Annotated in this window: 27 protein-coding genes and 1 pseudogene; 13 read left to right on the forward strand and 15 right to left on the reverse strand. The window is 50.1% G+C overall.

The features are described from left to right. Positions 1 to 44: 44 nt before the first annotated feature. A complete protein-coding gene (locus D9T21_RS08620) occupies positions 45 to 866 on the reverse strand; it encodes an inositol monophosphatase family protein (protein WP_164464624.1) in 822 nt (273 codons plus the stop codon). Between the two features lie 221 nt (positions 867 to 1,087). Here D9T21_RS08620 and D9T21_RS08625 point away from each other — a divergent pair, with 221 nt between their 5' ends. The 5 genes from D9T21_RS08625 (at position 1,088) to D9T21_RS08640 (ending at position 4,452) form a co-directional block, all read left to right on the forward strand. Then, positions 1,088 to 1,666, forward strand: a complete 579-nt coding sequence (locus tag D9T21_RS08625) for a DUF502 domain-containing protein (RefSeq protein ID WP_105934238.1) — start codon at positions 1,088 to 1,090, stop codon at positions 1,664 to 1,666. 46 nt (positions 1,667 to 1,712) lie between these two features. Next, the gene (locus D9T21_RS08630; RefSeq protein WP_123324610.1) at positions 1,713 to 2,060 is read left to right on the forward strand and encodes a Fis family transcriptional regulator; all 348 of its coding nucleotides are present in this window, start codon (positions 1,713 to 1,715) and stop codon (positions 2,058 to 2,060) included. Positions 2,061 to 2,615: 555 nt separating this feature from the next. After that, the gene (locus tag D9T21_RS22705) at positions 2,616 to 2,756 is read left to right on the forward strand and encodes a hypothetical protein (RefSeq protein ID WP_164464625.1); all 141 of its coding nucleotides are present in this window, start codon (positions 2,616 to 2,618) and stop codon (positions 2,754 to 2,756) included. A 159-nt stretch (positions 2,757 to 2,915) separates the two neighbouring features. Further along, complete coding sequence (locus D9T21_RS08635; RefSeq protein WP_105934241.1) at positions 2,916 to 3,791, forward strand: DMT family transporter; 876 nt, start codon at positions 2,916 to 2,918, stop codon at positions 3,789 to 3,791. Between the two features lie 40 nt (positions 3,792 to 3,831). After that, positions 3,832 to 4,452 (forward strand): DNA-J related domain-containing protein, encoded by a 621-nt coding sequence (locus tag D9T21_RS08640; protein WP_123324611.1) that lies wholly within the window; start codon positions 3,832 to 3,834, stop codon positions 4,450 to 4,452. Here D9T21_RS08640 and D9T21_RS08645 read toward each other — a convergent pair. The 11 genes from D9T21_RS08645 to D9T21_RS08695 all read right to left on the reverse strand — a co-directional run bounded on the left by D9T21_RS08645 (position 4,449) and on the right by D9T21_RS08695 (position 14,873). Further along, complete coding sequence (locus D9T21_RS08645; protein ID WP_123324612.1) at positions 4,449 to 5,234, reverse strand: siderophore-interacting protein; 786 nt, start codon at positions 5,232 to 5,234, stop codon at positions 4,449 to 4,451. The genes D9T21_RS08640 and D9T21_RS08645 overlap by 4 nt on opposite strands. Positions 5,235 to 5,475: 241 nt before the next feature. Next, positions 5,476 to 6,924: an insulinase family protein gene (locus D9T21_RS08650; protein WP_123324613.1), complete on the reverse strand. Its 1,449-nt coding sequence runs from the start codon at positions 6,922 to 6,924 to the stop codon at positions 5,476 to 5,478. A 7-nt stretch (positions 6,925 to 6,931) separates the two neighbouring features. Beyond that, complete coding sequence (pqqE, locus tag D9T21_RS08655; protein WP_123324614.1) at positions 6,932 to 8,062, reverse strand: pyrroloquinoline quinone biosynthesis protein PqqE; 1,131 nt, start codon at positions 8,060 to 8,062, stop codon at positions 6,932 to 6,934. Next, positions 8,055 to 8,330 (reverse strand): pyrroloquinoline quinone biosynthesis peptide chaperone PqqD, encoded by a 276-nt coding sequence (gene pqqD / locus D9T21_RS08660; RefSeq protein WP_123324615.1) that lies wholly within the window; start codon positions 8,328 to 8,330, stop codon positions 8,055 to 8,057. Before pqqD ends, pqqE begins: the two co-directional genes overlap by 8 nt. Next, positions 8,331 to 9,089: a pyrroloquinoline-quinone synthase PqqC gene (gene pqqC, locus D9T21_RS08665; RefSeq protein WP_123324616.1), complete on the reverse strand. Its 759-nt coding sequence runs from the start codon at positions 9,087 to 9,089 to the stop codon at positions 8,331 to 8,333. Positions 9,090 to 9,101: 12 nt separating this feature from the next. Next, the gene (gene pqqB, locus D9T21_RS08670) at positions 9,102 to 10,025 is read right to left on the reverse strand and encodes a pyrroloquinoline quinone biosynthesis protein PqqB (protein ID WP_123324617.1); all 924 of its coding nucleotides are present in this window, start codon (positions 10,023 to 10,025) and stop codon (positions 9,102 to 9,104) included. Between the two features lie 165 nt (positions 10,026 to 10,190). Next, positions 10,191 to 10,262: a pyrroloquinoline quinone precursor peptide PqqA gene (gene pqqA, locus D9T21_RS23120; RefSeq protein WP_073324441.1), complete on the reverse strand. Its 72-nt coding sequence runs from the start codon at positions 10,260 to 10,262 to the stop codon at positions 10,191 to 10,193. A gap of 98 nt (positions 10,263 to 10,360) precedes the next feature. Beyond that, the gene (locus tag D9T21_RS08680) at positions 10,361 to 11,854 is read right to left on the reverse strand and encodes a leucyl aminopeptidase (RefSeq protein WP_123324618.1); all 1,494 of its coding nucleotides are present in this window, start codon (positions 11,852 to 11,854) and stop codon (positions 10,361 to 10,363) included. A gap of 60 nt (positions 11,855 to 11,914) precedes the next feature. After that, positions 11,915 to 12,862, reverse strand: coding sequence for a DMT family transporter (locus D9T21_RS08685; RefSeq protein ID WP_123324619.1), 948 nt, complete (start codon positions 12,860 to 12,862; stop codon positions 11,915 to 11,917). After that, positions 12,859 to 13,440, reverse strand: a complete 582-nt coding sequence (locus D9T21_RS08690; RefSeq protein ID WP_123324620.1) for a TetR/AcrR family transcriptional regulator — start codon at positions 13,438 to 13,440, stop codon at positions 12,859 to 12,861. Before D9T21_RS08690 ends, D9T21_RS08685 begins: the two co-directional genes overlap by 4 nt. Positions 13,441 to 13,664: 224 nt before the next feature. Then, positions 13,665 to 14,873, reverse strand: coding sequence for an MFS transporter (locus D9T21_RS08695; RefSeq protein WP_123324630.1), 1,209 nt, complete (start codon positions 14,871 to 14,873; stop codon positions 13,665 to 13,667). A 208-nt stretch (positions 14,874 to 15,081) separates the two neighbouring features. On the opposite strand from D9T21_RS08695, the gene D9T21_RS08700 reads away from it, so the two are divergent. The 4 genes from D9T21_RS08700 to D9T21_RS08715 are packed head-to-tail and all read left to right on the forward strand — an operon-like array spanning position 15,082 to position 20,051. Continuing rightward, entirely contained in the window at positions 15,082 to 17,634 is a 2,553-nt protein-coding gene (locus tag D9T21_RS08700) for an efflux RND transporter permease subunit (RefSeq protein WP_123324621.1), read from the forward strand. Positions 17,635 to 17,643: 9 nt separating this feature from the next. Then, complete coding sequence (locus tag D9T21_RS08705; RefSeq protein WP_123324622.1) at positions 17,644 to 18,459, forward strand: outer membrane lipoprotein-sorting protein; 816 nt, start codon at positions 17,644 to 17,646, stop codon at positions 18,457 to 18,459. Continuing rightward, complete coding sequence (locus D9T21_RS08710) at positions 18,459 to 19,826, forward strand: hypothetical protein (protein ID WP_241155669.1); 1,368 nt, start codon at positions 18,459 to 18,461, stop codon at positions 19,824 to 19,826. The genes D9T21_RS08705 and D9T21_RS08710 overlap by 1 nt, the downstream gene beginning before the upstream one ends. A gap of 9 nt (positions 19,827 to 19,835) precedes the next feature. Further along, positions 19,836 to 20,051, forward strand: a complete 216-nt coding sequence (locus D9T21_RS08715; protein ID WP_123324623.1) for a YgaP family membrane protein — start codon at positions 19,836 to 19,838, stop codon at positions 20,049 to 20,051. 111 nt (positions 20,052 to 20,162) lie between these two features. Here the strand turns inward: D9T21_RS08715 and D9T21_RS08720 are convergent, their stop codons facing one another. Beyond that, complete coding sequence (locus tag D9T21_RS08720) at positions 20,163 to 21,194, reverse strand: CobW family GTP-binding protein (protein WP_123324624.1); 1,032 nt, start codon at positions 21,192 to 21,194, stop codon at positions 20,163 to 20,165. A gap of 183 nt (positions 21,195 to 21,377) precedes the next feature. Between D9T21_RS08720 and D9T21_RS08725 the strand changes: the two genes are divergently transcribed. From D9T21_RS08725 to D9T21_RS08735, 3 genes are all read left to right on the forward strand, one after another. Then, a complete protein-coding gene (locus D9T21_RS08725; protein WP_123324625.1) occupies positions 21,378 to 22,337 on the forward strand; it encodes an alpha/beta hydrolase in 960 nt (319 codons plus the stop codon). A 163-nt stretch (positions 22,338 to 22,500) separates the two neighbouring features. Further along, entirely contained in the window at positions 22,501 to 23,478 is a 978-nt protein-coding gene (locus D9T21_RS08730; RefSeq protein ID WP_123324626.1) for a DUF1852 domain-containing protein, read from the forward strand. A 21-nt stretch (positions 23,479 to 23,499) separates the two neighbouring features. Beyond that, the gene (locus tag D9T21_RS08735; protein ID WP_123324627.1) at positions 23,500 to 24,528 is read left to right on the forward strand and encodes a methionine synthase; all 1,029 of its coding nucleotides are present in this window, start codon (positions 23,500 to 23,502) and stop codon (positions 24,526 to 24,528) included. 16 nt (positions 24,529 to 24,544) lie between these two features. Here the strand turns inward: D9T21_RS08735 and D9T21_RS08740 are convergent, their stop codons facing one another. Next, positions 24,545 to 25,012 (reverse strand): DUF1801 domain-containing protein, encoded by a 468-nt coding sequence (locus D9T21_RS08740; protein ID WP_123324628.1) that lies wholly within the window; start codon positions 25,010 to 25,012, stop codon positions 24,545 to 24,547. A 48-nt stretch (positions 25,013 to 25,060) separates the two neighbouring features. Then, positions 25,061 to 25,477 (reverse strand): BLUF domain-containing protein, encoded by a 417-nt coding sequence (locus tag D9T21_RS08745; protein ID WP_123324629.1) that lies wholly within the window; start codon positions 25,475 to 25,477, stop codon positions 25,061 to 25,063. Between the two features lie 93 nt (positions 25,478 to 25,570). Between D9T21_RS08745 and D9T21_RS08750 the strand changes: the two are divergent. After that, a pseudogene (locus D9T21_RS08750) lies at positions 25,571 to 26,628 on the forward strand (hypothetical protein); the annotation flags it as partial.

Genomic DNA, 26,628 nt, shown 5'->3' on the forward strand with positions numbered 1-26,628 from the left:
TAAATCGCGATATCAGCCAAAATATAAGACATTATTTTAGTGGTTCAGGTAAATAATGCGGCCACCTCACTCCAGCGGGCTTCGCTTTCTGCTACCAACAATTTACCCGTTACCTGTGGCGAGTATTCGGAGCCATCGAGCATGCGGGCGACCGCACCGGCTTCCTTACTGATCAATAGCCCGGCCCCGTGATCCCACAGATTAAGCGTTCCCTGAAAGATAACAAAGGCAGTGGCACCGGTGTTAAGCAGGCGGTACTCGGCAGCGGCACAGCGATAGTCCATGACTCTGCCCATCTGCATAACTGCCTGCAGGGCTCGCGGTCTGTCGGCGCCTTTAGACACCCCGAATGAAAAGCAGCCCATGGTTTCGCTGAGGGGCAGTGAGGATTGTTTGCCCGCTTTCAATGGGCGGTCCTGCCCATCTACACGGTCAAACGCGCCCTGACCTTTAATGGCCCACATATAATCGCCACTGACGGGTTCAAAAATGATCCCGGCGACAACTTCACCATAGCTGGCGACACTCAGCATCACGCCAAAATTCACCGAGCCATTGGCGTAATGCCAGGTGCCATCAATGGGATCTAACACAAAGCTGAGCGCTGCATTGTTGAATTGAGACAACGCTGTTGGGTCCTGGTAAACACTCTCCTCACCAATCAACAGGGCATCCGGATACAGGGCGCGGAGTTTGTTCAGAATAAAGGTTTCGGCGGCCTGATCGGCAACCGTTACCAGGTCGTGATGATTCTGCTTCTCTTCAACCTGCTCACTGACAAGCTTTCTGAATCTTGGCATAATTTCGGTATCTGCAGCCTGACGGCAAATATCGGCTAATTGATGAAGTTGTTCGCTGTTCAACATTGTCGTCCTGTTGTGATGGATTACCCTGCTTATACTGACATCTTTAGCTTTGTGTGCCAGTGATCTTTTTATGATAGTGGTTTGCCGGTGCGGAACGTGGCTTATAACCTCCGTAATAACCCCACCGCAGAACATGATTAAAATAACCTGTGGACTGATCTACAATGCCAGACCCGTTATCGGTCCCGTCAACACGGTTCACTTTTTTCAGTAGAGTGCTAATGCTTAATAAATTGTTGTTATTACCCGTAAAGGGCCTGGTTACCATCTTGCCCTTCGCCATTACTATTTACTTTTTGGTATGGCTGGTCAGCTCCACCGAGGCGTTGTTATCGCCACTTATTCCTGCGCAATATTACTTTCCCGGCCTTGGGGTAGTGACGGTTATCCTGGCGCTTACAGCCATCGGCATTTTGATTAATGCGTACTTGTTTAACTGGGTTATTTTACTTGGTGAGCGCTTGTTTGCCCGTGTGCCGGTGGTGAAAACCTTATTCGGCGCCGTGCAGGATGCGGTAGAACTGTTTGAGGTTAAAAAAGAAAAGGAAGCCAAAAAGGCCGTTGCCGTTGAGCTGGATAATGGCATTAAGCTGGTGGGGTTTATGACCAGTGAAAAAGTCGCCAATAAGCTGTTTCCCGGCGAGGATAAAGTGGCCGTGTATCTGCCGTTAAGCTATCAGATTGGGGGGTATACTATTTACCTTGAGCGAGACAGGATAACGCCGCTGGATATCGATGTTGAAACGGCCATGCGGATAGCGGTGACCGGCGGTAACTCGATTGAGAAAGACGCTAAATAGACTTTAGCTAAGTGTCTGTTCAGCAAAGATATCGGAGCGTTTAATTATGAAGAAAACTATCAAAAAGCTCGATAATAACGTGGTCAAAGCGCTCACTCTGGCCTGTGAAACTGCTAAGGAATGGGAAATCGGTTTTCAGTGGCTAACTCATACTGCCCGTTATGAGCAGTTTCCGGGGAGCCTGATGGTCACCTGCGTATTTGAACAAGACGAAGACGTACGACAGCTCACTATTGAAGAAAATGATAAAAAGCTTCGCCAGTTGATTCAGCAGCATCTGTTAAAAGTAGGGATAAAGGTAAAGGATATCCGCCGTCATGTGTGCTTCGACAGTGAAGAGAGCTGTGAGCGTGAGCACAGCGGTGACTGGCAGAAAAGGTTAATTCACTGCTGATTAAAGAGCACTTTGAAGTGTTCAACAATAAACACAACTCTTTACTATTGTGGTTTTCTTGCCATATGTCGGGGTGCCGACAGCACCCAGGGGGAACAGTGAGGTTCCCCCTGGACCCGCCTCAGTTCTATGTGGCGAAACAGCATGCTGGCCAACAAAAAGGGTAAACCTAACGAGGCAGAGCGGGCGTCCTGCCCGCCTGCCCTGGCTCGTCGTCCATGACGAGCCTACGCTTTCCCTAATCTTTTTGTCGGCCAACAATTCGCCACAACAGAACCACAAAAAAAAAGCAGGAAGTTTCAACCTACAAAAGTAAAGACAATGCCCTCGGCATCCGACAAAAGCGGAGATTTCAATCACCATTAATTTCGCTACAACAGAACCACAAAAAAAGCAGGAAGTTTAAACCTTCAAAAGTAAAGACAGTGCTCTCGGATTCCGACAAAAAGCGGAGACTTCAATCACCATTAATTTCGCTATTTTTGTCACACCTACTCTGATTGCCGTTTCTGGTTAATAAATTACTTGTGTTTACTACTTAAAAAGGAAATCACCATGAAAAATGAAATCCAGAATAAACCTGCTTTCTTTAAAAAATATGCACCGGCTATTATTGCCGGGTGCAGTGCCTTTGTGGCGGTTATGGCTGGCAATCCGGCCTTTGCGCAGAGCATAAAACTGATGATCTTTGGCTGATAGGTAAAGCCTAAGCACCTGTCTTATTCGTGGCGGATGCTTGCTCTTACCTTGAGTTCACTACTATTCGTCTACGTTATAAAGGTGCAGAGTAGTCAACACATTCCCTGCTAAATAGCGTAATCTATAGGCCCTCTTATTTTGTTTAGAAATTAGCTTGTGGCCTGGATCTTTTTCACCCTGATGGCGGTGTTCTTTCAAACTTTTCGCAATGCCATCCAGAGTAAACTCAGTAGTACCGTGCCTACTGCCGGGGTCACCCTGTCACGCTTTCTTTTCGCGCCACCGATTGCCGCCGCGTACGTGTGTATTGTGTCTATTGAAGAGGGTATCGGCGTGCCGGAGTTTACGCCTCGTTTTTGGCTGTTTATCGTTTTAGGCGCACTGCTGCAGATTGCTGCCACCTCACTGATGGTGGTGTTATTCAAACAGAAGAACTTTGCCGTGGGGGCGGGGCTGGCCAAAAGTGAAGCGCTGGTGGCCGGTGTGGTGGGTATGTTGTTTTTTGGCAGCGAACTCAGCCTGTTAGGTTGGCTGGGTATTCTGATTGGTGCGGTGGCGGTATTTGTGCTGAGTGGCTGGCGCCGGGGTGGCGACTTATCGGCGAAAACCGTGGCTATCGGACTGGCCTGTGGAAGCTGTTTTGCGCTGACTTCCCTGTATGCACGCGAGGCGAGTCATGCGTTGGGACTGCCCTACGTGCAGGCTGCGGGGTGGGTGTTGTTTTGGGTTCTGTCGCTGCAAACGGTGTTGCTGTGTACATTTATTACCGCCAGGCAACCCGAAACGTTTAAAAAGCTGGCGGCCCGGCCGGGGCTGGTTATCGCTGCCAGCGTCACCAGTTGTATTGGCTCCATCGGTTGGTTTACCGCAATGGCGATGCAGCATGTTGCTTACGTAAAAACCCTCGGCCAGCTGGAAGTGCTCACTACCATGCTTATTACCATTGTATGGTTTAAACAGCCCGTGCGACGTCATGAATTTGTCGGGCTGGTACTTATCGGCCTGGCGGCCATACTGGTTATGTGGACCTGATCTCGCATTCCCGCCTGGTCCGCGCTAGGCTAAGAATATTATGAGCGATAAAGGAAAAGCGTTGCCCGACTATACCGACCCGGTGCTGCTTGAAGCATTAACCGAATTGAAAGCAGTGTTTAATGACGGGATTTCTGAATACCAGTTGATTAAACAGCTGCAACAGCCGCCCTGGCTGTTGTTTGATGGGGTAGAGCTGAGCGAGCCGCTGGCGATGTTTCGCTGTCATTTTGTGCTGTTTAATGCCCTGTATTCGTTAAGCGAGGCGTGGCGGCAGCAAGGGTTGGGCGAGCTGGATATTCATACTCTTAACATCAGATTGAAACCGGCAACGGCCTATACGGCAGGGGTGACCGGGTACGACGGTCTCAAGGCTTACTACCTTAACTGGGATAACTTTACCGATACCAACGGAGCCGACATAGAGGCCTTGCTGGATGATTTCTGGCAGCGCATGGCTGGCCGCAATCTGCCACCTGGCGATGTGGCCAAAGCCAGGCTGACGCTTGAGCTGGATACCGATGGTGAGCTCACCCCTGCAGAGCTAAAAAAACAGTACCGTAAATTACTTCAGCAGCATCATCCCGATAAGGGAGGCAGTACGGCCAGAGCCCAGGAAATTAGCCAGGCTTATCGTATTTTATGCGGTCAGCATAATTAGCTGACCAGCTGCGTGTATTGCTGGGCGTCTTCCCGCTTGTCAATTTTATGCTGATCTTCAGAGCGGCCCTCGCGCCAGTAGCTGGTGACATACACCTGCGTGCGCGGAACGTTAAATTCCACGTCCAGTGTACTGCGAATTGCGCGCATTGAGGAAAATTCACAAGCCGCCCAGACTGCCGGCTCACCTTGCAGCCATTCGATATCCAGCAGGCTTTTGGCCAGACCGGCGCTGCCAGCCTGCACTAGCCAGATAACTTCGATACCAGCGGGCGCTTGCAGCGGCTGCTTGTCTGCTTCACTCACGATACTGATAATGGCATAGCCGCGGGTTTGCTCTGGTAGTGCTTCTAACTGTGCACTGATTGCTGGCAGCGCAGTCATGTCACCCAGCAGAATTACCCAGTCATGTTCAGGCGCCAGGCCCTTTGAAGTGCCCGGGCCTGCCACCACAATGGTGTCGCCTGGCTGGGCTGATTGTGCCCAATGAGAGGCCGGGCCCGCCTCAACGCCCTCGCCGTGGAGCATAAAGTCAACGGTCAGGGTATTAGCAGCTTTGTTCAGCGCGCGCACAGTGTATGTACGCATCAGTATTTTTTGGCCTTCTTGCGGCACAGTAGGTTGTGGTTCACCAAACTGGTTAAATAATAATTTGATGTAGCTGCCAGCGGGAGCATCCGGAAAAGCCGTTAAGTCGTCACCGCTAAGCACCAGTCGTTGTAAATTGGGGGTCAGGCGTTCTGTACTCAGTACCTGTAATTGGTAGTATTGCCGTTTTTTCATAAACGTTCCTTATAATGGGTCGAAAACCTTTCCTAATCGTCCGTGTAAAAAGGAGAGGAGTTGGCACAAGCAACCCAAAGGTCCGGATTGCTAAGATTTAATCATACCTGTTTGTAACGCTGCCCGGAGAGCATCGGACGCAGCGGTCAGGTTATCTGTCGATAATTATAAATGAGAATCATTTGCAATTAAAGTTATCTAATCGAACGGGTTAATTCGTAAATTAGAATGACGAGGCTACTTATAAATGGCGATAGCGGGCGAGGAGTTGCTCCATTGCTTCGCGGCGTTGCTGGGGCTCATCGTCCATCACGCCGTAAATTCGCAAGCCATTATCAACTCGCTGAACGCCCATTGCATAGCAGTGGCCGCCGGTGCGGGGCAGCCATAAACGCTCGTCGCACATGACGTCTTTAATAAAGGTATTCTGTTGGTCTGCCGACATACCGGTCAGGGAATAATGCAGGATCCAATCCTGTAAGTCGCAGGCAAAGTGAACGTTCTCGCCCAGCTTAGAGGCTAACGGAGTAAGACGGTTTGGCAGCTCTGCTGGCACCTGGGGGGCGTGATTTTCCAATGTATCCGTTACCAGCGGGCAGGATACTTCGGCATCGGCTTTGCGCTCCATTATGCGGATCACCGGCTTTTTGAGCGGGCGGGCGCCCGTTATTACCGGTGTAAAGGTGAGCGCCTGAGAAAGCGCTACCACCTTGCGGTTAAGCGGCAGCTGCCCGTGATACCACGCCAAAAGCGCGTTGATGGTTTCAGGGTATTTCGACTCAAAGAAAATATGCTGCTTGGGCACAATATGCAGATGACGGACTTCGTCTACCAGCGCCTGTTGTGCCGCAATAAGCTGGCCGGGGCGGCCAATCAGCCGCAGGGCAAACTTTTTATCGTGGTTGGCCGAGTCTTCCACAAACACCCGCATGTTGTAGGGTTTCATTGCTTCGTTTAAACGGGCCTGGGCCGATAGCAGACCATCGATATAGCATTCAGGCAGCCACCAACTGAAAATATAATCATCCTGCAGCGTATCACTGAAAAAGCGGTGCTCCTTAGGAACATAAGTATTACCGGTAGGTTTACTCGTGGCAGTACACAGCAGGGGCAGTTCGTCGGCCTCAAGGCCTGCCAGTAGCAGTGTGATGTGCTCCGGCTGATAATACTGGGATTTATATGCTGCAACATCTTCCGCACGGATCTCGGCTAAAGTATCGCAATAACCGCCCCAGTGATGGTAGCAATCCGGTGAGCGGTCACCACGCCAGATGCTCATTTGCGTCTGGTAGTCGGGCGTTGCCTCGTACATGGCAAGCTCACGGGCAATTACGCCATCCCGCTCGCGTTTAATGTCGTCGGCGGGGTACTCAATTTGTTGTAAGCCCGCGTACAGGTAGCCCACAATCTTCAGCAACACCGATTTGCTGGGCGATACGGCGTAAAAATAACTAAAGCCATTGTGGCTGGAAGCGTTTATTTTCACCGGTAGCACGCTGTTGGCCGCAAACAGGGCATGGCGCTGCTGGTAACGATCGGAAAAACGGAATACCAGATGCTCAACCAGGTGGGCGATGCCCGAGCTGTCTACGGCGGGAGTGGGCACCACAAAAGCTGCACCGTATTCTTGTGCAGGTTGCTTGAAGCTGACAACGTTGAGGCCGTTACTCAGGCGTGTCTGGTTACCCATGGCTGATTCAGATTTCCGTAATTGGGATCTTTACTTTGGGGTCACGATACACTAATTCGCGCTCAGGCGTTTGAGATTTTGCCACGGCTTCGGCCATTAAATGGTGATCCGGTGATTTAGAACAGACCGGATCGGTTTTGTACATATCGCCGGTTAACATATAGGCCTGACAGCGACAGCCGCCAAAATCGAGGTCTTTTTCGTCGCAGGTTTTACACGGCCCCTGCATCCAGTCATCGCCTCTGAAGTGATTAAAGGCAAAATCGTCAAACCAGATATCCCGCACCGACTTTTCTTTTACATTAGGGAAAGTCAGAGGCAGAATTTTAGCACTGTGGCACGGTAATGCGCTGCCATCCGGCGCGACAGTAAGGAAAGTCGTGCCCCAGCCATTCATACAGGCCTTGGGACGCTCTTCGTAATAGTCAGGCGTGACAAAAATAAAGTGCGGTCCTTTGCCATCCTGCTTATCGCGAAAGGCATTCACTTTAGCTTCGGCTTCAATAAGCTGGGCCTGACTGGGTAACAGATGGTCGCGGTTCAGGTAAGCCCAGCCGTAGTACTGCACCGTTGCCAGTTCCACGTAATCGCCATCCAATTCGCAGCACAGCGCCATGACTTCTTCAATCTGATGAATATTCTGCGCGGTCAGGCAGAAGTTCAGGACCATGGGATACTCGTACTGTTTAACCAGTTTCGCTACTTTTAGTTTTTGTTCAAAGGAGTGGCGCTTGTTACCAATTAAATCATTGGCGTCGGCGTTAGCGGCCTGAAAACTTAACTGAATATGGTCAAGCCCAGCCTCACGCAGTGCTGCGATGCGTTTTTCGGTTAAGCCTATGCCGGAGGTAATCAGATTGGTGTAATAGCCCAGTCCACTGGCGTGGGCCACCAGTTGTTCCAAATCTTTACGCAGGAGCGGCTCACCGCCGGAAAAACCCAACTGCACCGCGCCCATTTCACGGGCATCGCTGAGTACTTTTAACCAGGTGTCGGTATCACACTCCTGCTCTCTGGACCCCAGATTGACCGGGTTTGAGCAATAGGGGCAGTGCAACGGGCACTCATAGGTCAGCTCTGCCAGTAACCATAACGGCGGGCCGGGCTGATGTGGAGCGCCAGAACCATTCTCAGACATAGTTTATCCAACGTTTTTGTTCGGCATGCTCAAAAAAAGCCAGTACATCTTCTTCGATACCTTCGGCATCGGGATATTCGGCTTGTAGTGCGGCAACGATATCGCCAACGGATTTCGTGCCATCTACCTGTAACAGAATAGCAGATGCGCTGCCGTTGAGTTTTATCATGCCTTCCGGAAACAGCAGAACGTAGCAGTCCTGGGCTTTTTCAAACTGAAACTTAAATAAACGGTTCAGTTTGGGCACTTTGCTGGCTAATTCACTCACTTACATCAACCCCTTATGGCAGATACTCTGGTCGGCGACGCCGTGGAACGGGCGACGCTCAAACTCATAGGCCAGACTAATGGCATCGGCCAGTGACCACAACACATCCAGCTTAAATTGCAGGATGTTGAGCGCTTTTTCCTGTAGCTTACGGGTAGTAAAGTGATCCAGGGTTATTTGTAAGCCATGTTCAACATCGCGACGGGCCTGGCTCAGGCGCATCTGAAAATATTTAAACCCTTCTGCATCTATCCACGGATAGTGTTCCGGCCAGGTGTCCAGTCGGCTCTGATGAATTTCCGGGGCAAACATTTCGGTAAGAGAAGAACAGGCGGCTTCTTCCCAGGTCGCGCGGCGGGCAAAGTTCACATAAGCGCCCACTGCAAACTTAACCCCTGGTAAAAGCAGCTTTTCGTCAAGAATGTCCTGGCGGTCAAGGCCCACAGCTTCGCCTAAGCGCAGCCAGGCTTCGATGCCACCTAAGCGCGGATCACCCTCTTCGCCATCGTGATCAAGAATACGTTGTATCCACTTGCGGCGGGTTTGCATATCCGGGCAGTTAGCCAGAATGGCGGCGTCCTTTACCGGGATACATTGCTGATAAAAGAAACGATTGGCTACCCAGCCCTGAATTTGCTCCTTGCTACATTTACCCTGATTCATGGCCTGATGAAAAGGATGATGAATATGGTAATACTGGCCTTTGTCACGCAGTTTTTGCTCGAATTCTTCTCTGCTCCAGGGGCGTTGTTCGCTCATGGGATACCTCTTTTATAGGGTGATTTGCATACCGTCGTATGCCAGTTCTATATCGTTATCAGTTAAATACTGATGCGCCTCGGAATCTTCGTTCAGAACCGGATTGGTATTATTGATATGAATCAGCACTTTGCGATCGATGTTAAAGCGATTCAGCAGGCTGACGGTACCGTCAGGTCCGTTTACTGGCATGTGGCCCATCTGACTGCCCAAACGATTGCTAAAGCCCTTCTGAATCATTTCGTCATCCAGCCATAAGGTGCCGTCAAACAACACGCAGGACGCCTGGTCAAGCATGGACTCCACGAGCGGACTGGCTTGCACACAGCCTGGCGCATAAAACAGGCTTTTGCCGCTGGCGGTATCGGTGATTTGTAAACCAATATTATTGCCCGGCACCACTTTATCCCGGTAGCTGGAATAGGGCGGTGCGTTAGACTCCAGTACCACCGGATTAAATACCAGACCCTCTGCACCCTGCGGGGTGAATGACGCTGCATAATCAGTATCGATACTATGCCGCTGTAACCCGCCATGCCAGTGTTTGAGCATGGTGAACAACGGGAAGGCAGTGGTTAAATCTTCGTGCACAACATCAGTACAGTAAACCGGTAACGGTAAGCCTTCGCGCAGTGTCAGCAGGCCTGTTGTGTGGTCTATCTGACTGTCGGTTAAAATAATAGAACGAATACTGGTACCGCGTTGCTGCTGTTTATCTGCCGGCCAGAGTTCAGGCGTATGATTAATTTGTTGGCGTAAATCCGGAGAGGCGTTGATTAACACCCAGTCAGTGCCGTTGGCGCTGACAGCGATACTAGATTGCGTGCGGGGAGAGGCTTTAATTGAGCCATCGCGAACGCCACGGCAGTTATCGCAGTGGCAATTCCACTGCGGAAAGCCACCACCGGCTCCCGCGCCCAGGATCAGAATCTTCATGTAATGAGCCCTGATTGGTTACCAAACCGCTAAACGGTTGCGGTAATATTTGATTAAAAAGCGTTACCAATAAAAAAGGCTGCACCACTACTAAGCGAAAGCGCAACCTTTTATAGGTCTTGTTGAGATGACGTCTCCGGAAAACTCTCTCCGGGCATGAAGCTATTATCTGTTGCTGATGTACAGAGTAACTTCAAAGCCTAAACGCATTTCAGTGTATTGAGGTTTAGTCCACATAACGGGCTCCTTATTAACTTCGTTTTAACACTTTTGTGATTGTAGGACTCGCCTCACGAAAAAAAAATCCTACTTTGGAACTACTTTTTATAATCCCTTTAGGGTAAAAATCCACAAGCGTCCGTGTTTATAGACCATTGCGGCGCGCTTAAGTTGCTATAATTTCGTAAAAATTGTAACAACAGCGGCAGAGGCCTGCCGGTAGCGCTATTGCCTGTACCATACTGAAAGCTGGTACCGGCTATATCAAGGTGAGCCCAGGGCGTATTACCGGCAAAACGGGCTAAATAGCATCCGGCGGTGATCATGCCTGGCGATTGACTGCCTGCATTTCGCATATCTGCAAAAGGGGAGTCCAGCGCATCCTGGTAATCCGGCCATACCGGCATGGTCCAGGCGCGGTCGCCACTTTCATCACCGGCCTGCTGCAGTGCCTGGTTGAGCTGCGGTGAGTTGCCCATTAAGCCACTGGCATGACTACCAAGGCTGACTATCTGTGCGCCGGTCAGGGTGGCCACGTCAATAATCAGCGCTGGCTGGTGTTGTTTGGCGTAAGTAATGGCATCGCAAAGTACCAGTCTGCCTTCGGCATCGGTACTGATAATTTCCACCGTTTGCCCTGACATGGTGGTGAGAATATCCCCCGGCCTGAAAGCATCGCCATCGGGCATGTTCTCGGCGGTCGCAATTACTCCGGTAACATTTACCGGTAATTTGAGCTCAGCCACGGCGGCCATCAGGCCTATTACCGACGCGCCGCCGCACATATCGTAAATCATGCTTTGCATGCCCGGCGGCTTTTTAAGGGTGATCCCACCACTGTCAAAAGTAACGCCTTTGCCGATGACCCAGATTGCGGGCTCCTCAGGCTCTGCGCCTACATAGCGAATTACCGGCATACAACCTGGATGCACCGAGCCTCTGCCAACGGCCAGATAGGCGCCCATTCCCAGTTCAGTGAGTTGTGCTTCATCCAGAACGTCGGTTGATATGGTCGCAAACTGTTCGTCAAGCGCCAGAGCACATTCAGCAAAATAGCCGGGGGTACACAGGTTGCCCGGCATGTTGGCCAGATCGCGGGTCCGGCTCATGCCGTTATGTAAAGCCCGGGCATAATCCAATGACTCATCTAAGCTGTCGTCGCTGACCAGCAACGCTACGCTAATTTCTTCACGCCGGGATGTTTTGGTTTTGTAATCGCTAAACTTATAGGAGGCATGAAAAAGGGCCTGGATGAGAAGTTCGCCACCCGGTAACGAGGGTGGCATAACAATGTCGGCTTTGGCCTGGTTTAGTTGTTCTAGTACGTCGGTAACCACATTACTGATACGCTTGGCATCAGCCTTTACAATATCAAGATTAGTGTTTACTAACAAAATGCGTAAAGCTTTAAATTCTGGTGGATTTATGCACAGTAAGTATTTACTTTCTGAATGCCAGTCACCCATTTTTTTATAATGTTCTATGAGGGTTTCGAGGCTGGGCGGATACGCCTGGGAAGGAAAGCCGGTTTGTCCGGCTGGCACCAGAATGACCAGCAATTCTGCACTGTGGTTATCAACGGCTGCCATATTCAGATGTTGCGTTTGCATTATCACAGCAACGACTCCTGTGCTATCTGTACGCGGGTAAATGTGCCATCAGTGTAACGGCTAAGTGCTGCTTTCGCTAACCGGATGTAACGGCGTGGGTTTGCTTTTCACTCTTCTTCTGATTGTAGCGATAAGCAAACAGGCGCTGATAAGGCCGATGCCAAACCAGCCTGTAAGGGAGAGCTTTTCACCTACTATTGTGACTGCCAGCAAGGCTGCTACAACTGGTTCCAGCAGTGTGATAGTGGTGGCCAGACTTGCGCGCACAACCGTCAGGCCTCTGCCGAATAACAGATAGGCTAAAAACATAGGAACCACGGCCAAATATAACCCCACCGAAAAATTATTTACTGACGCGAGTAGCGGTGCGCCGGTGACGAACAATACGGGCATTAACAGCAGGGCACCCAGACCAAACATACTGCCCATAGCAGCCCGGGATGTTATGCCGCGGTCAATCAGGCGGCGAGCTATCCAGGAATACATGGCATAAGTAAAAGCGGCGACTAAACCAAGCAGGATCCCGACGCTGTTATGCCAGCTGGTGGCGGTACTTTCAAATGAGCTGGCGGGCTTAGCGGTCGCCAGACACACTACTCCGGTAATCCCGAAGGCAATACTGATAAGCCATCTACGGTTTAGCGGTTGTTTATCGAAAGTCCACTCAATCAGCGCTGCGGCAATGGGCGCCAGGCCAATGGAGATTACGTTCCCAACGGCAACGCCTGAGAGTTTCATGGAGCTGTAAAATGCCAGGGGATAAATGGCGACATTCATCGCGGCTGCCAGTACCAGCAAACGGTTGTTAAAAAGTGCGGTTTTATGCCGGGCGATAGGCCTTGCAGCAACCAACGCCAGTAACAGGCCGCCAACCCCCATGGTTACTGAAGCAATCCCTAATGGGCTGACCTGAGGCGCGAAAGTAGCCGCCGTGCCGGTGGTACCCCACAGTACAGCGGCAATAACCACGGCAATAATGCCAACGAAATAGCCTGGCTGAGAACTCATAGGGCGCGCTCAATCAGTTTGTCTGCCATGGCTCTGGCGCGGGAAATGGCATCTACGTCACGGGACAGTCCGGCAAGTGAAATTGAGCCCTCAAGCAAAAAACAAATATGCTCGGCCAGTGCAGCAGCGCTATTACCGCTTTCTTCGGTCAGAGGTAATTCACTTAGCTGGTTTAATACGATATCCCTGACTTCCTGCTTGTGCCGGTTGACTGCTTCTCGTTCAGCACTATCTGCCGGCATTTCTGCGGCGGCGTTTAATAAGCCACAGCCGCGAAAGCCATTCTGATAGTCGAACTCGGCGTGATCCTGATAGGCATCGAAAACCGCGAGAACCCGTTCCCAGCCATTTGACAAGTTGTCTGAGCGACGGGCAAACAGGTCGAGCCATTCCTGATGGCGGGCATCGATGTAAGCGGCAATCAGTTCAGATTTGGATTTAAAATTATTATACAGCGACATCTTGGCAACACCGGCCCGGGTGATCACCGCATCTACACCGGTGGCAGTGATGCCATGGTCGTAAAACAATTCTCCGGCTGCTTTAAGTAATTTATCCCGCGCACTTACCCGGCTCATAATCGTCTCCGCAATTAACTATACAGACTAGTCTATATAGTTAATTTTAAGGATACAAGTAAGACCACCGATAAAAATCTAAAACGTTTTTGAAGAGCCTGTCTTTATTGCACTTTAGACTAATCATTCTATTCGTTTTTTAAGGCACAAAAATGCCAGGAAAAGCAGCTAAAAGACGCAAAGGTTATGCTGTTTAGCAACGATGATAACTACGGAGTGTAGGGTTAATCCAAAGGCGAGGATTGGGGCGTCGGCCTGGCGCGCAAATGGGTTATAGCGATTACAGTAACTATCGCCAGCAGCACTGAAGCGGCAATAAAAGGCATTCTGTGCCCGATGCCATATAAGGTTGCTGCAATAGGCGGACCGATAATGTAACCCATGGCTGGCGAGGCGGTGATAAACCCGGTAACCGTGGCCTGATTTTCTGGTTTGCAGCTTGAACTGGCCAGTGCCGCTATGGCCGGGTAGCTAATCCCCAATCCACCGCCTAAAAACAGCATGGCCACATATAAGTGTGGGGTTTGCTGATGAAGATAGATAATCAGATAGCCAATTGATAGCAGTGGAAAAGCGATTTTAACCAGGTTGCCAGGATGCATGCTGGTACGTTGAACCAGCGTGATTTGAACGGTTAACGCGCAAATGGCACTTAACATCATCGCCAGTCCTACCGCCTGGGCGGCCTCGGTAGTGGTGAGTTTGTGATGATCAATCAGGAAAAATGCCAGCGATTGCTGCATCATCGCAATAGCCAGAAAGACACTGGCGTTCATGCCGATTAGCAGTGGTACATAGGGCTGTATACTTCGAGACCCGGGCTGTATTGCTTTGCTGGCTGTAACACTGGCAGGTTGACCATGTTCCGGCGGCAAAAAACGCCAGACCAGCACAACCGCAATGAGGGTCAACAAAGTAATGCCATAAAGTGGTGCCAACAGATGAAAACTAACCATTAGCCCTGCGAATGTTGGCCCGAGAATTTGCCCGAGACTGTGCGCAGAGGACACTTTACTGATTGCCTTAACTCGCTCACTTTCGCTGCTGATCGCTATGGCCATACCCACCACCGATGGCGGGGTAGCCGACATGATAGTGGCCTGGGCTGTGCGGGCAAAAAGAAGGGCGATAAACAAAGCCGAGCCGACTAACCAGCCCTGAATACCGGTAAGCCATACCGAGGCAAATATTAATGTGCCAATGGTATAACCGCTAAGCCCGGTAATAAGCAATCGACGGTAACCACGACGCTTACCAATCCGTGACCAGAATGCATTTCCCAGCGCATACATCATGGCTGAGCTGGACATCAGAAATGCTACGTTAAATTCGCTAAGCCCAACCTCGCGACCCAGCGGCGGCAAAGTTGTCATCACCACAGACTGACCCATGGCGGTGGCAAGCAACGAAAAGAACAGTAAGCGAAAGGTCATGTCAGGAAGGGGCACCGAAAATAAATAAATGAGGTGGCAGTCTAACACGAACCGGTGCTTTGCTTCCTGATATCAGCTTGTTAGAAGAATTTTTCTGTGAATTTAGCAGCCGCTCAGTGCTACTTGCGAATAAAAAAACTTGTTATATTAGATTTGGCGCATATATTGCTGCTATAAATTAGGTTTTATTGTCTTAACGACGGTGATTATGAATAGTATATCCAGCAAGCTTGTTGCAATCAGTACGCAAAAACCACTATGGGTTTATGCCATACTGCTGCTTTTGACCCTCGGCGTTGGTAGCCAGATCCCACGGATTACCATCGATACAGACCCGGAGAACATGTTGGATGCTGATCATCCTGCGCGGGTTTTTCACAACCAGACTAAAGCCGATTTTGGCATGTACGACGCCATCGTCGTCGGGGTTGTGGACGATGAAAATTCACAGGGCGTTTACAATCAGTCATCTTTGACTGACATTTTTGACTTAACTGAGTCAATTTTGGCAATTGATGGCGTTGTGGATGCCGATCTTATGTCTATTTCCACGGTAGACAATATTTCTCAGGCCGGACCAGGCACCATTCGTTTTGAATGGATGATGCCAAATCCACCGTCTGATGAAGCCGCTGCGGCACAAATTCAAACCAATATTGAACGCCTGCCACTGTTGTACGACACGCTTGTTTCACAAAACGGTAAAGCGGCGGCCATTTACGTGCCTATTCTGGATAAAAACGAAAGTTATCGAATCGCCGAAGAAATTCGCGCCACCATCAATCAGTTTGATGGCACTGAGCAATGGTATATCACCGGATTGCCGGTAGCCGAGGACCAGTTCGGTTTTGAAATGTTTGTGCAAATGGGCATCTCTGCGCCACTGGCGGGGCTGACCATCTTTATTCTGCTGTTTATTTTCTTCCGCAATATTCCGCTCATCATTGCGCCGATGGTGGTGGCCATGGCAACTGTTATCGTTACCATGGGCATGCTTATAGGCTTTGGGTTTACCGTGCATATTATGTCATCGATGATCGCCATCTTCCTGATGCCTATTGCAGTGGTCGATTCGGTGCATATTCTGTCGGAATTCTCCGACCGTTATAAACCCGGCGAAGATCTAAAAGCGGTGGTTAAAGAGGTGGTTGGCCACCTGTTTACACCAATGCTATATACCTCGATTACCTCTTCAGTTGGCTTTTTCTCGCTGATGTTAACGCCTATCCCACCGGTACAGATTTTTGGCGCCTTTGTGGGCTTTGGGATCCTTTTTGCGTTTTTAGTCACCATTGTGTTTATTCCCGCTTACCTGTCCCGAATGAGTGACAAAGCGTTGAATAACTTGCAGGAAGCGTTGCATCAGGACGGCAGTGGCGATGGTTCACGCATTGCTCGTATCGCTCGCGGACTGGGCAAAATTGCTACAGGTTACAAGGGGTCTTTACTGGTGGCGTTTGGTGTGATTTTCGCGGTCTCGGTATGGGGCGTTACGCAAATTCAGATTAACGATAACCCGGTTCGCTGGTTTAAATCCGATCACGAAATCCGTGTAGCAGACCGCGTATTAAACGAGAATTTTGCCGGTACCTACAATGCTTATCTGGTATTAACCGACCGCACTGAACAGGCCACGCCCCAAAGCATGCTGGACAACGAGGCTATGCCTGCTTCGCTAAGCGACTGGCGCGATGAAACGCTGGCAACGGTGCAGGACGGTGCTCCAGGCGAAGCGCTGCAAAACCTGATTTTCGCCATCGACGACAAACTGTTTGATGACCTCACTACCGAGGAAACTGACTATCTCGATGCGGTGATGGCTAAAGTAGAAGCAGCGAACAGTCAGAGTAAAACCTTTCAGAACCCTGAGGTGCTTGCCTACATTGAAAAGCTACAACAAACCCTGCAGGACTCAGGCTTGGTGGGTAAGTCCAATGCGCTGCCTGATGTGGTGAAAGTGGTTAATCGTGAGCTGCGCTCAGGCGAGCAGAAAGACTATGCGTTACCGGACAGCAGTAATGCTGTTGCGCAAACCTTATTGCAGTACCAGTCGTCACACCGGCCAAACGATCTGTGGCACTTTGTTACGCCGGATTACCGCGCAGCGCTGGTATGGCTGCAGCTGACCAGCGGCGACAATCAGGATATGACCGCCGTAGTGCAACTGGTAAGTGACTATATCGACGCCAATCCACTGCCTGCCGGCATTGAAGCCGACTGGGCTGGTAAAGCCTACCTCAACGTGGTGTGGCAGGAAAACATGGTAGCCGGCATGCTCGACAGCTTGATGGGCGCCTTTGTGATTGTGTTTGTGATGATGATAGTGCTGTTTCGATCGTTGGTATACGGTGTACTGGCAATGTTGCCGCTTACCATCACTATTACCTTCATTTATGGCCTGATTGGTATTGTTGGTAAAGATTATGACATGCCTATCGCGGTTCTCTCCGCGTTAACGCTCGGCTTGTCGGTGGACTTTGCTATTCACTTCCTGGAGCGTGCCCGGGCGACTTTCAACGATACAGGCAGCGTTCAGCAAACTATGGCTATTATGTTTGAAGAACCGGCAACTGCTATTTCGCGTAATGCGTTGGTGATTGCGCTGGGCTTTACCCCGTTACTGTTTGCCCCGCTCGTGCCATACATCACCGTTGGTGTGTTTCTTGCGAGCATTATGGCTATCTCCGCCTTGGTAACCCTGTTGTTATTGCCAGCGGTGATGAGTCTGGGCCGTAAAATCGTCTTTAAGTCGGCGAATTAAGGAGTGGTTATGAAATTCACACAATTTGCTAAAACAACCCTGGCTGCGACAATACTGGCAGCCACCAGTCTGACATTTCTGACACCCGCTATGGCAGAGGTGGATGTAGACCAACTGATCAAACAGGCCGAAAAAGCAGCTTATTATGCAGGTGAAGACGGTCGCTCTGACGCCCGCATGATGATTGTGGACAGTCAGGGCCGTAAACAGTTGCGGCAGTTCACCATTTTACGCAAGGACGTGGAAGATAACGGCGACCAGAAGATGATGGTATTTTTCTCCCGTCCTACCGACGTAAAAGACACGGTTTTCCGGGTAGAAAAACACGCCGATACCAAAGTGGATGACGACCGCTGGTTGTACCTACCTGCGCTGGACCTGGTGAAACGAATTTCAGCAGGCGATAAGCGCACCTCCTTTGTGGGCTCGCACTTCTTCTATGAAGACGTGTCTGGTCGCGCCGTATCCCAGGATGATTTCTCGCTGGTTGAAGAAAACGCCGATCGCTTCGTACTCAAAGCAGTGCCTAAAGATCCTGGCTCGGTGGAATTTGCTTACTACATCGTTGAAATCGACAAGGCCACATCCTTACCGGTACTGATTAACTTCTACAAAAGCGATGATACCAATTACCGCCGCGTAGAATCGGTGCAGGTCGATGAAGTACAGGGTTTCCCCACCGTACTGCGCTCAAAAGTGTCTGATCTGGCTAACGGCGGTTACACCTTAATGGAGTTTCGCGGCTCAGAATATAACGTGGGATTGCCGGATGATGTGTTCACCGAGCGAAGCCTGCGTAACCCGCCAGTGCAGTGGATAAAATAATGCGCCATTCGTTTTTATCCTTGGCCGTATCTTTAGCCGCATATTCAGTCATTTGGGCTGCCCTGGTAGCAGCACCGATACTGTACTCTGGAGAATCGACTGCTCAGGAAGCTCAGACCAGCGGTGATGAATGGGATGCCTGGGATGAGTTTGATGAATTCGAGGAAAACGAAGAAGTATCATCTTTTACCTGGGCAGGTTTCGGTGAAATTGCGTTGGGTCAGCGCTTAAGCTCCGACCCGGCGATAAATACCGATAAGACCTTACGGGATTTACGGGTGCAGTTACAGGCTGACTATACCTTGGAGGCGTCAACCCTGACGTTTCGGGGTGACCTGTATTACGACGGCGTCCTCGACAGTGTGGAAGTGCAAATTCGCGAAGCGGCCTGGCAGGGCAATCTGGCTTTCTTAGGTGATTGGGGCAGTAAGTTCGACGCTAAAATTGGTCAGCAGGTATTAACCTGGGGCACCGGCGACTATGTGTTTTTAAATGACATGTTTCCCAAGGATTACCAGTCTTTCTTTGCTGGTCGGGACGACGAGTATTTAAAGGCGCCCAGCCTGTCGGCCAAGTTATCCGGCTATTTTGACTGGGTGAATGTGGATCTGGTGGTTACTCCGCAGTTTGAGCCGGACAACGGTATTACTGGTGAGTACTTTTCCTTTTTTAATCCGCAATTCGGAATGAATGTCGCCCCGGCGTTTGACGTACTGGAGCGCAACGAGCCGGATGATGCCGAGTGGGCATTGCGGATGTATAAAACCGTCGGGCAAACCGAGTTCGCCTTCTACGGGTATCGGGGCTACAACAAAACGCCGATGGCCGCCGATGAGCAAGGCTTGCCTCGCTACAGCCGGTTAAATGTATGGGGCGCCAGTGCGGTTAAGCCGCTAGGGCCGGGTCTGGCCAAGTTCGAATATGCTTACCACGATGCCATGGAAGACGGCGACGGCACTAACCCGTTAGTGCCGAACAGTCAGCACCGCTTGTTAGTGGGCTACGAGCAGGAGCTGGTTGCCAATTTAACCGGCAGTGTGCAGTGGTACGCCGAGCATATTGTTGATCACGATGCGCTGCTCGCCAATTCTTACTGGCCGCAGTACGAGCAGGAAGAAAGCCGTCATGTGGTAACGACTCAGTTGATGTACCGGGCGCTCAGGCAAACGCTGACCCTGAACTGGTTTAACTTTTATTCGCCCACCGACAGTGACGGCTATATGAAGTTTCGTGCTACCTATTCACCGGTGGATGAGTGGCAGATAAACGGCGGGGCTAACCTGTTTTACGGTGATGAGCCCCACACTTTTTACTCACAATTTAACGACGCCAGCAATGTGTATGCGTCTTTCCGCTACTTTTATTAGGAGTTAGTTATGTCTGCAGAACGTGCGTTAACCGCTTTTGCCGGATTTATGGTGTTGCTGTCTGTAGCACTCACCTGGTTTGTGCATGAAAACTTTTTATGGTTTACCGTCTTTATTGGCGCCAACCTGTTTCAGCAAAGCTTTACCGGCTTTTGTCCGGCCACCATTATTTTACGTAAGGTGTTTGGCTTTAAAACCGAGAAAGAGCTGGCACTTAATCAATAACTGACTGAAATTTAAAAAGTAAGTATTTGTAAGTTAATACTTACTTTAAAACTGAACTCATTGCAGGATGTTCCCATCCATTCCTTGCCCCGGCTGTTGCGGGGCTTTTTTTTAAGACATTAAACACGCCAGCATTGCCTGTTCAATTTGCTGCCAGTCGAGTGGTTGAGTGCTGATAATTTCGATGCGGCTATCACGTCGGTAGGCCACCTTATCGAAGTCATGTTCGTCTTTTACGCGGTTATAAAACACCCATACCGTACCGATTTTAATGACACCCTTTATACGACTGATATGGTCGAGTTCATTAAGCAGGGCCTCGAGCTGCCAGTAGTCAAAACAATCATCGCGGTGGAATATCCAGCCACAGCTGAACAGGCCATTGCCGTCACCGGTTTTTCGCACTGGCTTACCCGGCGCAGCGCTTTGGGCATGGTCGCCATGTTCATGTGAATGCTCATGCTGGTGATCGTGGTTGTGATGAGCGTGATGATGTTGGTGAGACTCAGGAAACTGCGCTTTAAGCTCGCCATTTCGTACTACGTCAAGCAGCGCTATGTCGATAACCGAGCGAGTGGTGCGGCCCACGTATTGCTTGGGCGGAAACATAGCATTGAGGCCATCTTCTGTGGCATCAATCTGCTCTGCACTGGCCAGATCGCACTTGTTAATCAGTACTACATCGGCAAGGTTTAACTGGTCGTGAAAGGTTTCATTGTTAATCACCTCTGGCTCGCCCAGAGAGCGCGGGTCCAGCAAGCAGATAGTGGCGCGTAAATCGAGTTTATCGCGAAACGCAGGGCCGGTTAACGTATCGATGATCCCTTCAGGATGGCCAATACCGGTAGGTTCGATGATCAGCCGGTCGGGATTGGCCTGTTCAATCAGGGCGCGCACCGTTTTACCCAGTGACGCGCCAAGGGCGCAGCATATACAGCCGCCAGCCAGCTCTTTAACGTGCAGGCCGTTTTGGTCGGGTAACATTTCCTGATCGATACCCACCTGCCCGAACTCATTGACCAGAATGGCCCAGTTTTCTCCCTCTGGCTTATTAGCCAGCAGCGCATTGATGGCGGTAGTTTTACCCACTCCCAAAAAGCCGGTAATGATATTGGTGGGGATCAACGGGGTGTTCTGGCTCATAACTTCTCTTTCGCTTTAAAAAATGAAACACTGCTAAGCAGTAGCAATACTGGTTCGCTAGAAAGTGGCGTTATAGTATAACAATTCAAGGGCAGGCAGCATGCAGTGCCCGGTAAAACACCATTACTGAATAACGCATAAAGTCCGGATGTCACCATCGTATATCAACCACAGAGAACACACATGGCCATTACCGATCCGCTGGTTGCAGATGAATTATTACCTTCACTTGATGCTTTGATGCAGCTTACCGAACAATCGCCGCCTTTAAACGGCGCTAATCTGGGCTTTTATCGCAAACGGGCCAGAGTAGGCGGTAGCAAGCCCCTTGAGGATGTGCCTTTTGAGGTGGTTGAAGTGCCGGATGGGGCGGGATACCGGGGTTTTCGGCTTTGGTTAATTAATACCAATGCCGATACCCCAGCGCGGCCGGCGGTGCTGCACTTTCATGGTGGTGGGCTGGTAATGGGCAATTGCCAGAATTCGCTGCCGCGCATGCAAAGTTTAGCCAAAGCACTGAATTGCGTAGTGGTATCGGTGGAATACGGGCTCGCGCCCGAAGTGGGGCCCGAGGAGGCACAACTACAGCATCAGGCTGCTCTGAACTGGCTCATGGCAGAAGCCGCTACGCTGGCTATCGAAGTAAGCCAAATCAGCTTATTGGGCGTGAGTGCCGGTGGCTGCCATGCGGTAAATTTGGCACTACGCTGTGCCGCCGATAAGTTGATTAATTTAGCCGGTATGGCCTTGCTTTATCCTATGCTGGACGACAGAACCGGCAGTACTGTGATGCCGCCAGCACATCAGGGACGGTATTTATGGACAGCCGAACATAATCACTATGGCTGGCGCACTTTCCTCGGCAAAGCCCCCGGCAGCGATAAAATACCCAGTCACCATGTACCCGCCAGAGCGAGCACTCTTTGCGGTTTACCTCCCACGTACATCGCTGTGGGAGAACTGGATTTGTTTTATGCGGAAAACTGCTCCTTTGCCAAAAAGCTAGAGGCTGCAGGTATTGCTACTGAGCTTTACACTGTGCCCGGTGCATTTCATGCCTTTGAATCCATAGCCCCACAAAGCCAGCTGGCCAATGAGTTTAATCAGCACCTGTTACAGGCGCTGGAGCGGTTTGGCCATTAATCTCCTTTCCAATCGTAATGCATTAAAGTATGAGTGATATTCATGTATTAATGAAATAAAGTCACTTTTATTCATGTGAATCGGCGCGTATAACTCTCTCAGGTTCTGAACACAGATAGTGTTTAGGGAGTTTTTCGTTATTTGAGCAGGGTAGCAGACGACCATGAAAGATGATTTTAGCTTTACCATAAAGCGCGTTTGTTTCGATGAAGATTACCGTCCATCAGACAACACACGGATTACTACTAATTTCGCCAACCTGGCTCGTGGTGAATACCGCAAAGCGAACTTGCGTAACGCTCTGGCGATGATAGATAACCGCTTTAACGCCCTGGCTAGCTGGGATAATCCGGCCGGCAACCGCTACAACGTAGAGCTGGAAATTATCTCGGTAGACATTGATATCGATGGCAGCGGACAAACTTTTCCTACCATCGAAATGCTGCAAACTTACATTGTTGATAAGCAAACTAACGAGCGCCTTAACGGCAACGTTGGCAACAATTTCTCCTCTTACGTGCGTGACTATGATTTTAGTGTGTTGCTGCTTAATCATAATAAAAACCAGCAAGGCTTTAGCATCCCGGACAATTTCGGCGACCTGCATGGCAAGCTGTTCAAGTGCTTCGTAAATTCGCAGGAATATCAGCAGGCATTCGCTAAGCTGCCGGTGATTTGTCTGAGCGTGTCTGACAGCAAAACTTATCACCGCACCGAGAATACCCACCCGGTACTGGGTGTTGAGTATCAGCCAAACGAGTCGTCACTTACCGAACTTTATTTTCAGAAAATGGGCCTGAAAGTGCGCTATTTCATGCCGCCAAACAGCGTTGCACCGTTGGCTTTTTACTTTTTTGGCGATCTGCTGAACGACTACACCAACCTGGAGTTAATTAGCACCATAGCCACTATGGAGACTTTCCAAAAGATATACCGGCCAGAAATTTACAACGCCAATGCCGTGGCCGGGCAACGGTATAAGCCTAATCTTAAACACCCGGATCATTCCGTTACTCAAATAGTGTATGACCGTGAAGAGCGCAGTCAGCTTGCCATCGAGCAGGGGCGATTCGCCGAACAGTATTTTATTAAACCTTATCAGGCCGTGCTGGAGCAATGGTCTGCCAATTACACTAACTAATAATCGGAAAGCATGCTTACTATGAAAAACTTATTACCCGTGTGTAGCGCCGGCAGTTTGCCTAAGCCAGCCTGGCTGGCACAGCCTGAAACCCTGTGGTCACCCTGGAAGCTGGAGGGTGAGGCGCTGGTGGAAGGGAAGCAGGACGCGCTACTGTTGTCGTTGCAGGACCAACTCCGCGCAGGTGTTGATATCGTTAGTGATGGCGAGCAATCACGTCAGCATTTTGTCACCACATTTATTGAGCATCTTAGTGGTGTGGATTTTGAAAACCGTAAAACCGTAAGAATTCGCAACCGCTATGATGCCAGTGTACCGGTAGTGGTGGATGCGGTGGCCAGAACAAAATCGGTCTTTGTTGACGATGCCCGGTTCTTACGTAAGCACACCAACCAGCCAATAAAGTGGGCGTTACCCGGCCCGATGACCATGATTGATACCCTGTACGACGCTCATTACCAGAGCCGTGAAAAACTGGCCTGGGAGTTTGCCGGAATTCTCAATCAGGAAGCTAAAGAACTGGAAGCTGCAGGCGTGGATATTATCCAGTTCGACGAGCCTGCCTTTAACGTTTTCTTTGATGAAGTGAATGACTGGGGAATTGCGGCACTGGAAAGAGCCATTGAAGGCCTGAAGTGTGAAACCGCGGTGCATATCTGCTACGGCTATGGCATCAAAGCCAACACTGACTGGAAGAAAACCCTGGGAGCTGAGTGGCGCCAGTATGAAGCGGTGTTTCCTAAACTGCAGCAGTCGAATATCGACTTGATTTCGCTGGAATGCCACAATTCACGGGTGCCCATGGAGTTAATTGAATTGCTCCGCGGTAAAAAAGTGATGGTAGGTGCTATCGATGTTGCTAACAATGCCATCGAAACGCCGGAAGAAGTCGCCAATACGCTGCGCAAAGCATTACAGTTTGTTGATGCAGATAAGCTTTATCCGTGCACGAACTGCGGCATGGCACCGTTATCTCGCCAAATCGCCAGCGGTAAATTAGCGGCGTTGAGTGCTGGTGCACAAATTGTGCGGGATGAGCTTGGCAGATAGTGTTCCCAGGGCGCTATTAAGTCTTTTTTACTATTGATGACTGGTAAACCGATATCCAGTCATCAACGCTCACTTTGCTGACCAGCTCGCCAATTAAGTCGTAGGGGGTGTGTTTGGGATTTTTAAAACGGATACAGCTCTTACCCATATCCAGCTTGGTAGGCACAACTTCGGCGTAACGGCCCCGAAACCAGCTTTCGAGCTCAGGCATGGCATAGATGCCCATATGATAAAAGCCGTAATGGCTTTTTTGTGCCGCCAGATTCATAAAGGGCAATGGCAATTCGGGGTTGCAATGATATCCCGCCGGGAACAGTTGATGAGGCACCACATAGCCAATCATGTTGCAGTTGATGCATTCGTGGAACCCGGCTGGCAGGTTCGCCACTACTGCCTGGCGTAACTGCGATAAAACCAGCTGTTTTTCCTCGGGCTGTGCGGCGATGTACTGTTCTACCGATGAGAAGCTTGGTGCGTTGGGCAAAATGGCTCCTGACTTACAGGGTGAAGTTGCTTAGTTAATAACTATGCCCTAAAGGTTGTCCTGATTGCCAGCAAGGTGTTGCAGAAATTGAAAAGCCTGTTGAGGGCTCATGGTTTCCGGCAGGAACTCAGTCTGGCCCATCTCTTTGAGCAATTTAGTAAACTCGGCACTGCCGCCGGCGTAGCCCATTTTCCACTGTTTGAAAATGGGGGCGGTGATTTCCTCATAGCTGATAATAGTGATTTCGTCATGGCGGGGATCGTCAGCAATATCCAGGTAAAGCTCGTTAACGGCGCTGCGTTCGCCTTCCAGTGCCTGCAAAAAATACTGTTGTTCGTAGGAAAGCATTCCACAAATGCCCTGGGCCTGATTGTTACGGCGGGCGGTGTCGAGAATAGATTTAAGATCGCTAAGTGACATCTCCCGCGAGGCATGGCTGTAATACACCAATCTCACTAACCTCATTTTTAATTTTCCTCTTTTAGCAACTGCGCAGTAGTTTGCGTAACAGCCGGCAACGACTATCTTTCAAATATAGCAGAATTTTCAGAAACGGTTGTGTTGGGTAAACGTATGGAAAATCCGGTGTTTTTAGTTGGTCAAAGTCCAGACTTAGCGGCATTTTTGCCGGATAGAACCATGGACAGCGAAAATCTAACCAGCCTGAGAAACGCTAAAAAGAAACTGCGCAGTTGCAAACCCTCATTGGTAATACTCTGCGTGGGCTCTGATGATGATATCTCTCTTTGTCAGTCGGTAGCTGAGTATATTCGGCAGGGACTGGCTAACCAGGATACCCGCATCATTCTCATGCATAACCCTACTCAGCAACTCGACGAAGTAGTCTGGCTGGAAGAATTCCAAATCAATGCCTGTCTAACGGCGTCTGAAGCGAAAGCAAAGTTTAATGCCAGTGTGCTTAAACGTGAGTTGGCTACCTTTGAGTATATTGAAAACACTTATCGTCAGCACGATGCAGAAACAGAAATGTTGGTTTGTATCACTCGTTTTTCACGTAGCGACGAAAAGCTCACCGCACTGCTTTCTACCTTCTCGAACGCGCTTGCAAGGTTGTGCCATGCCCACTGCAGCTTTGAAATTCACCTGGAAAACACATCGTGTTTTAGAGTGCGTAATTCCGACATTGCCGGCAAAGAGCTGGTAAAAACCTTGCAGTCACTGTTATCAGAGGGCGGGTTGCCGGCCAGCCTTGCCCAGGCAATTGAAGAGCAGCACCCGCAAATTCACCTGCTCGATGAAAGCGGCGGGCTGGAGCCGGTCACCCAACTAATAACAACTCGTATTGGCAGTTATCTGGCTTTCCCTATCGTGGTGTATAAACGGGTAGTATGTTTATTGCTTTACCTGATCCCCGAACAGGAGATGGATCGGGTTTCCATGAAGCAGATCACGATTATCAATAAAGCGGCCGAGCAGCTTACGGTGTTATTGGAGCGTAAGCAGGCTGAGTCGAGCCTGAAGAAGCAATATACCCGTTTGCGGGATACCCTGCTGGAGCTTAAATCTACCAAACAGGCATTGGCACACAATGAAAAGCTCGCCAGTATCGGGCGTATGGCTGCGGGTATCGCCCACGAAATTAATAATCCACTGTC

Origin of the sequence: Marisediminitalea oceani (assembly GCF_003731635.1) — a bacterium.
Taxonomy (GTDB): domain Bacteria; phylum Pseudomonadota; class Gammaproteobacteria; order Enterobacterales; family Alteromonadaceae; genus Alteromonas; species Alteromonas oceani.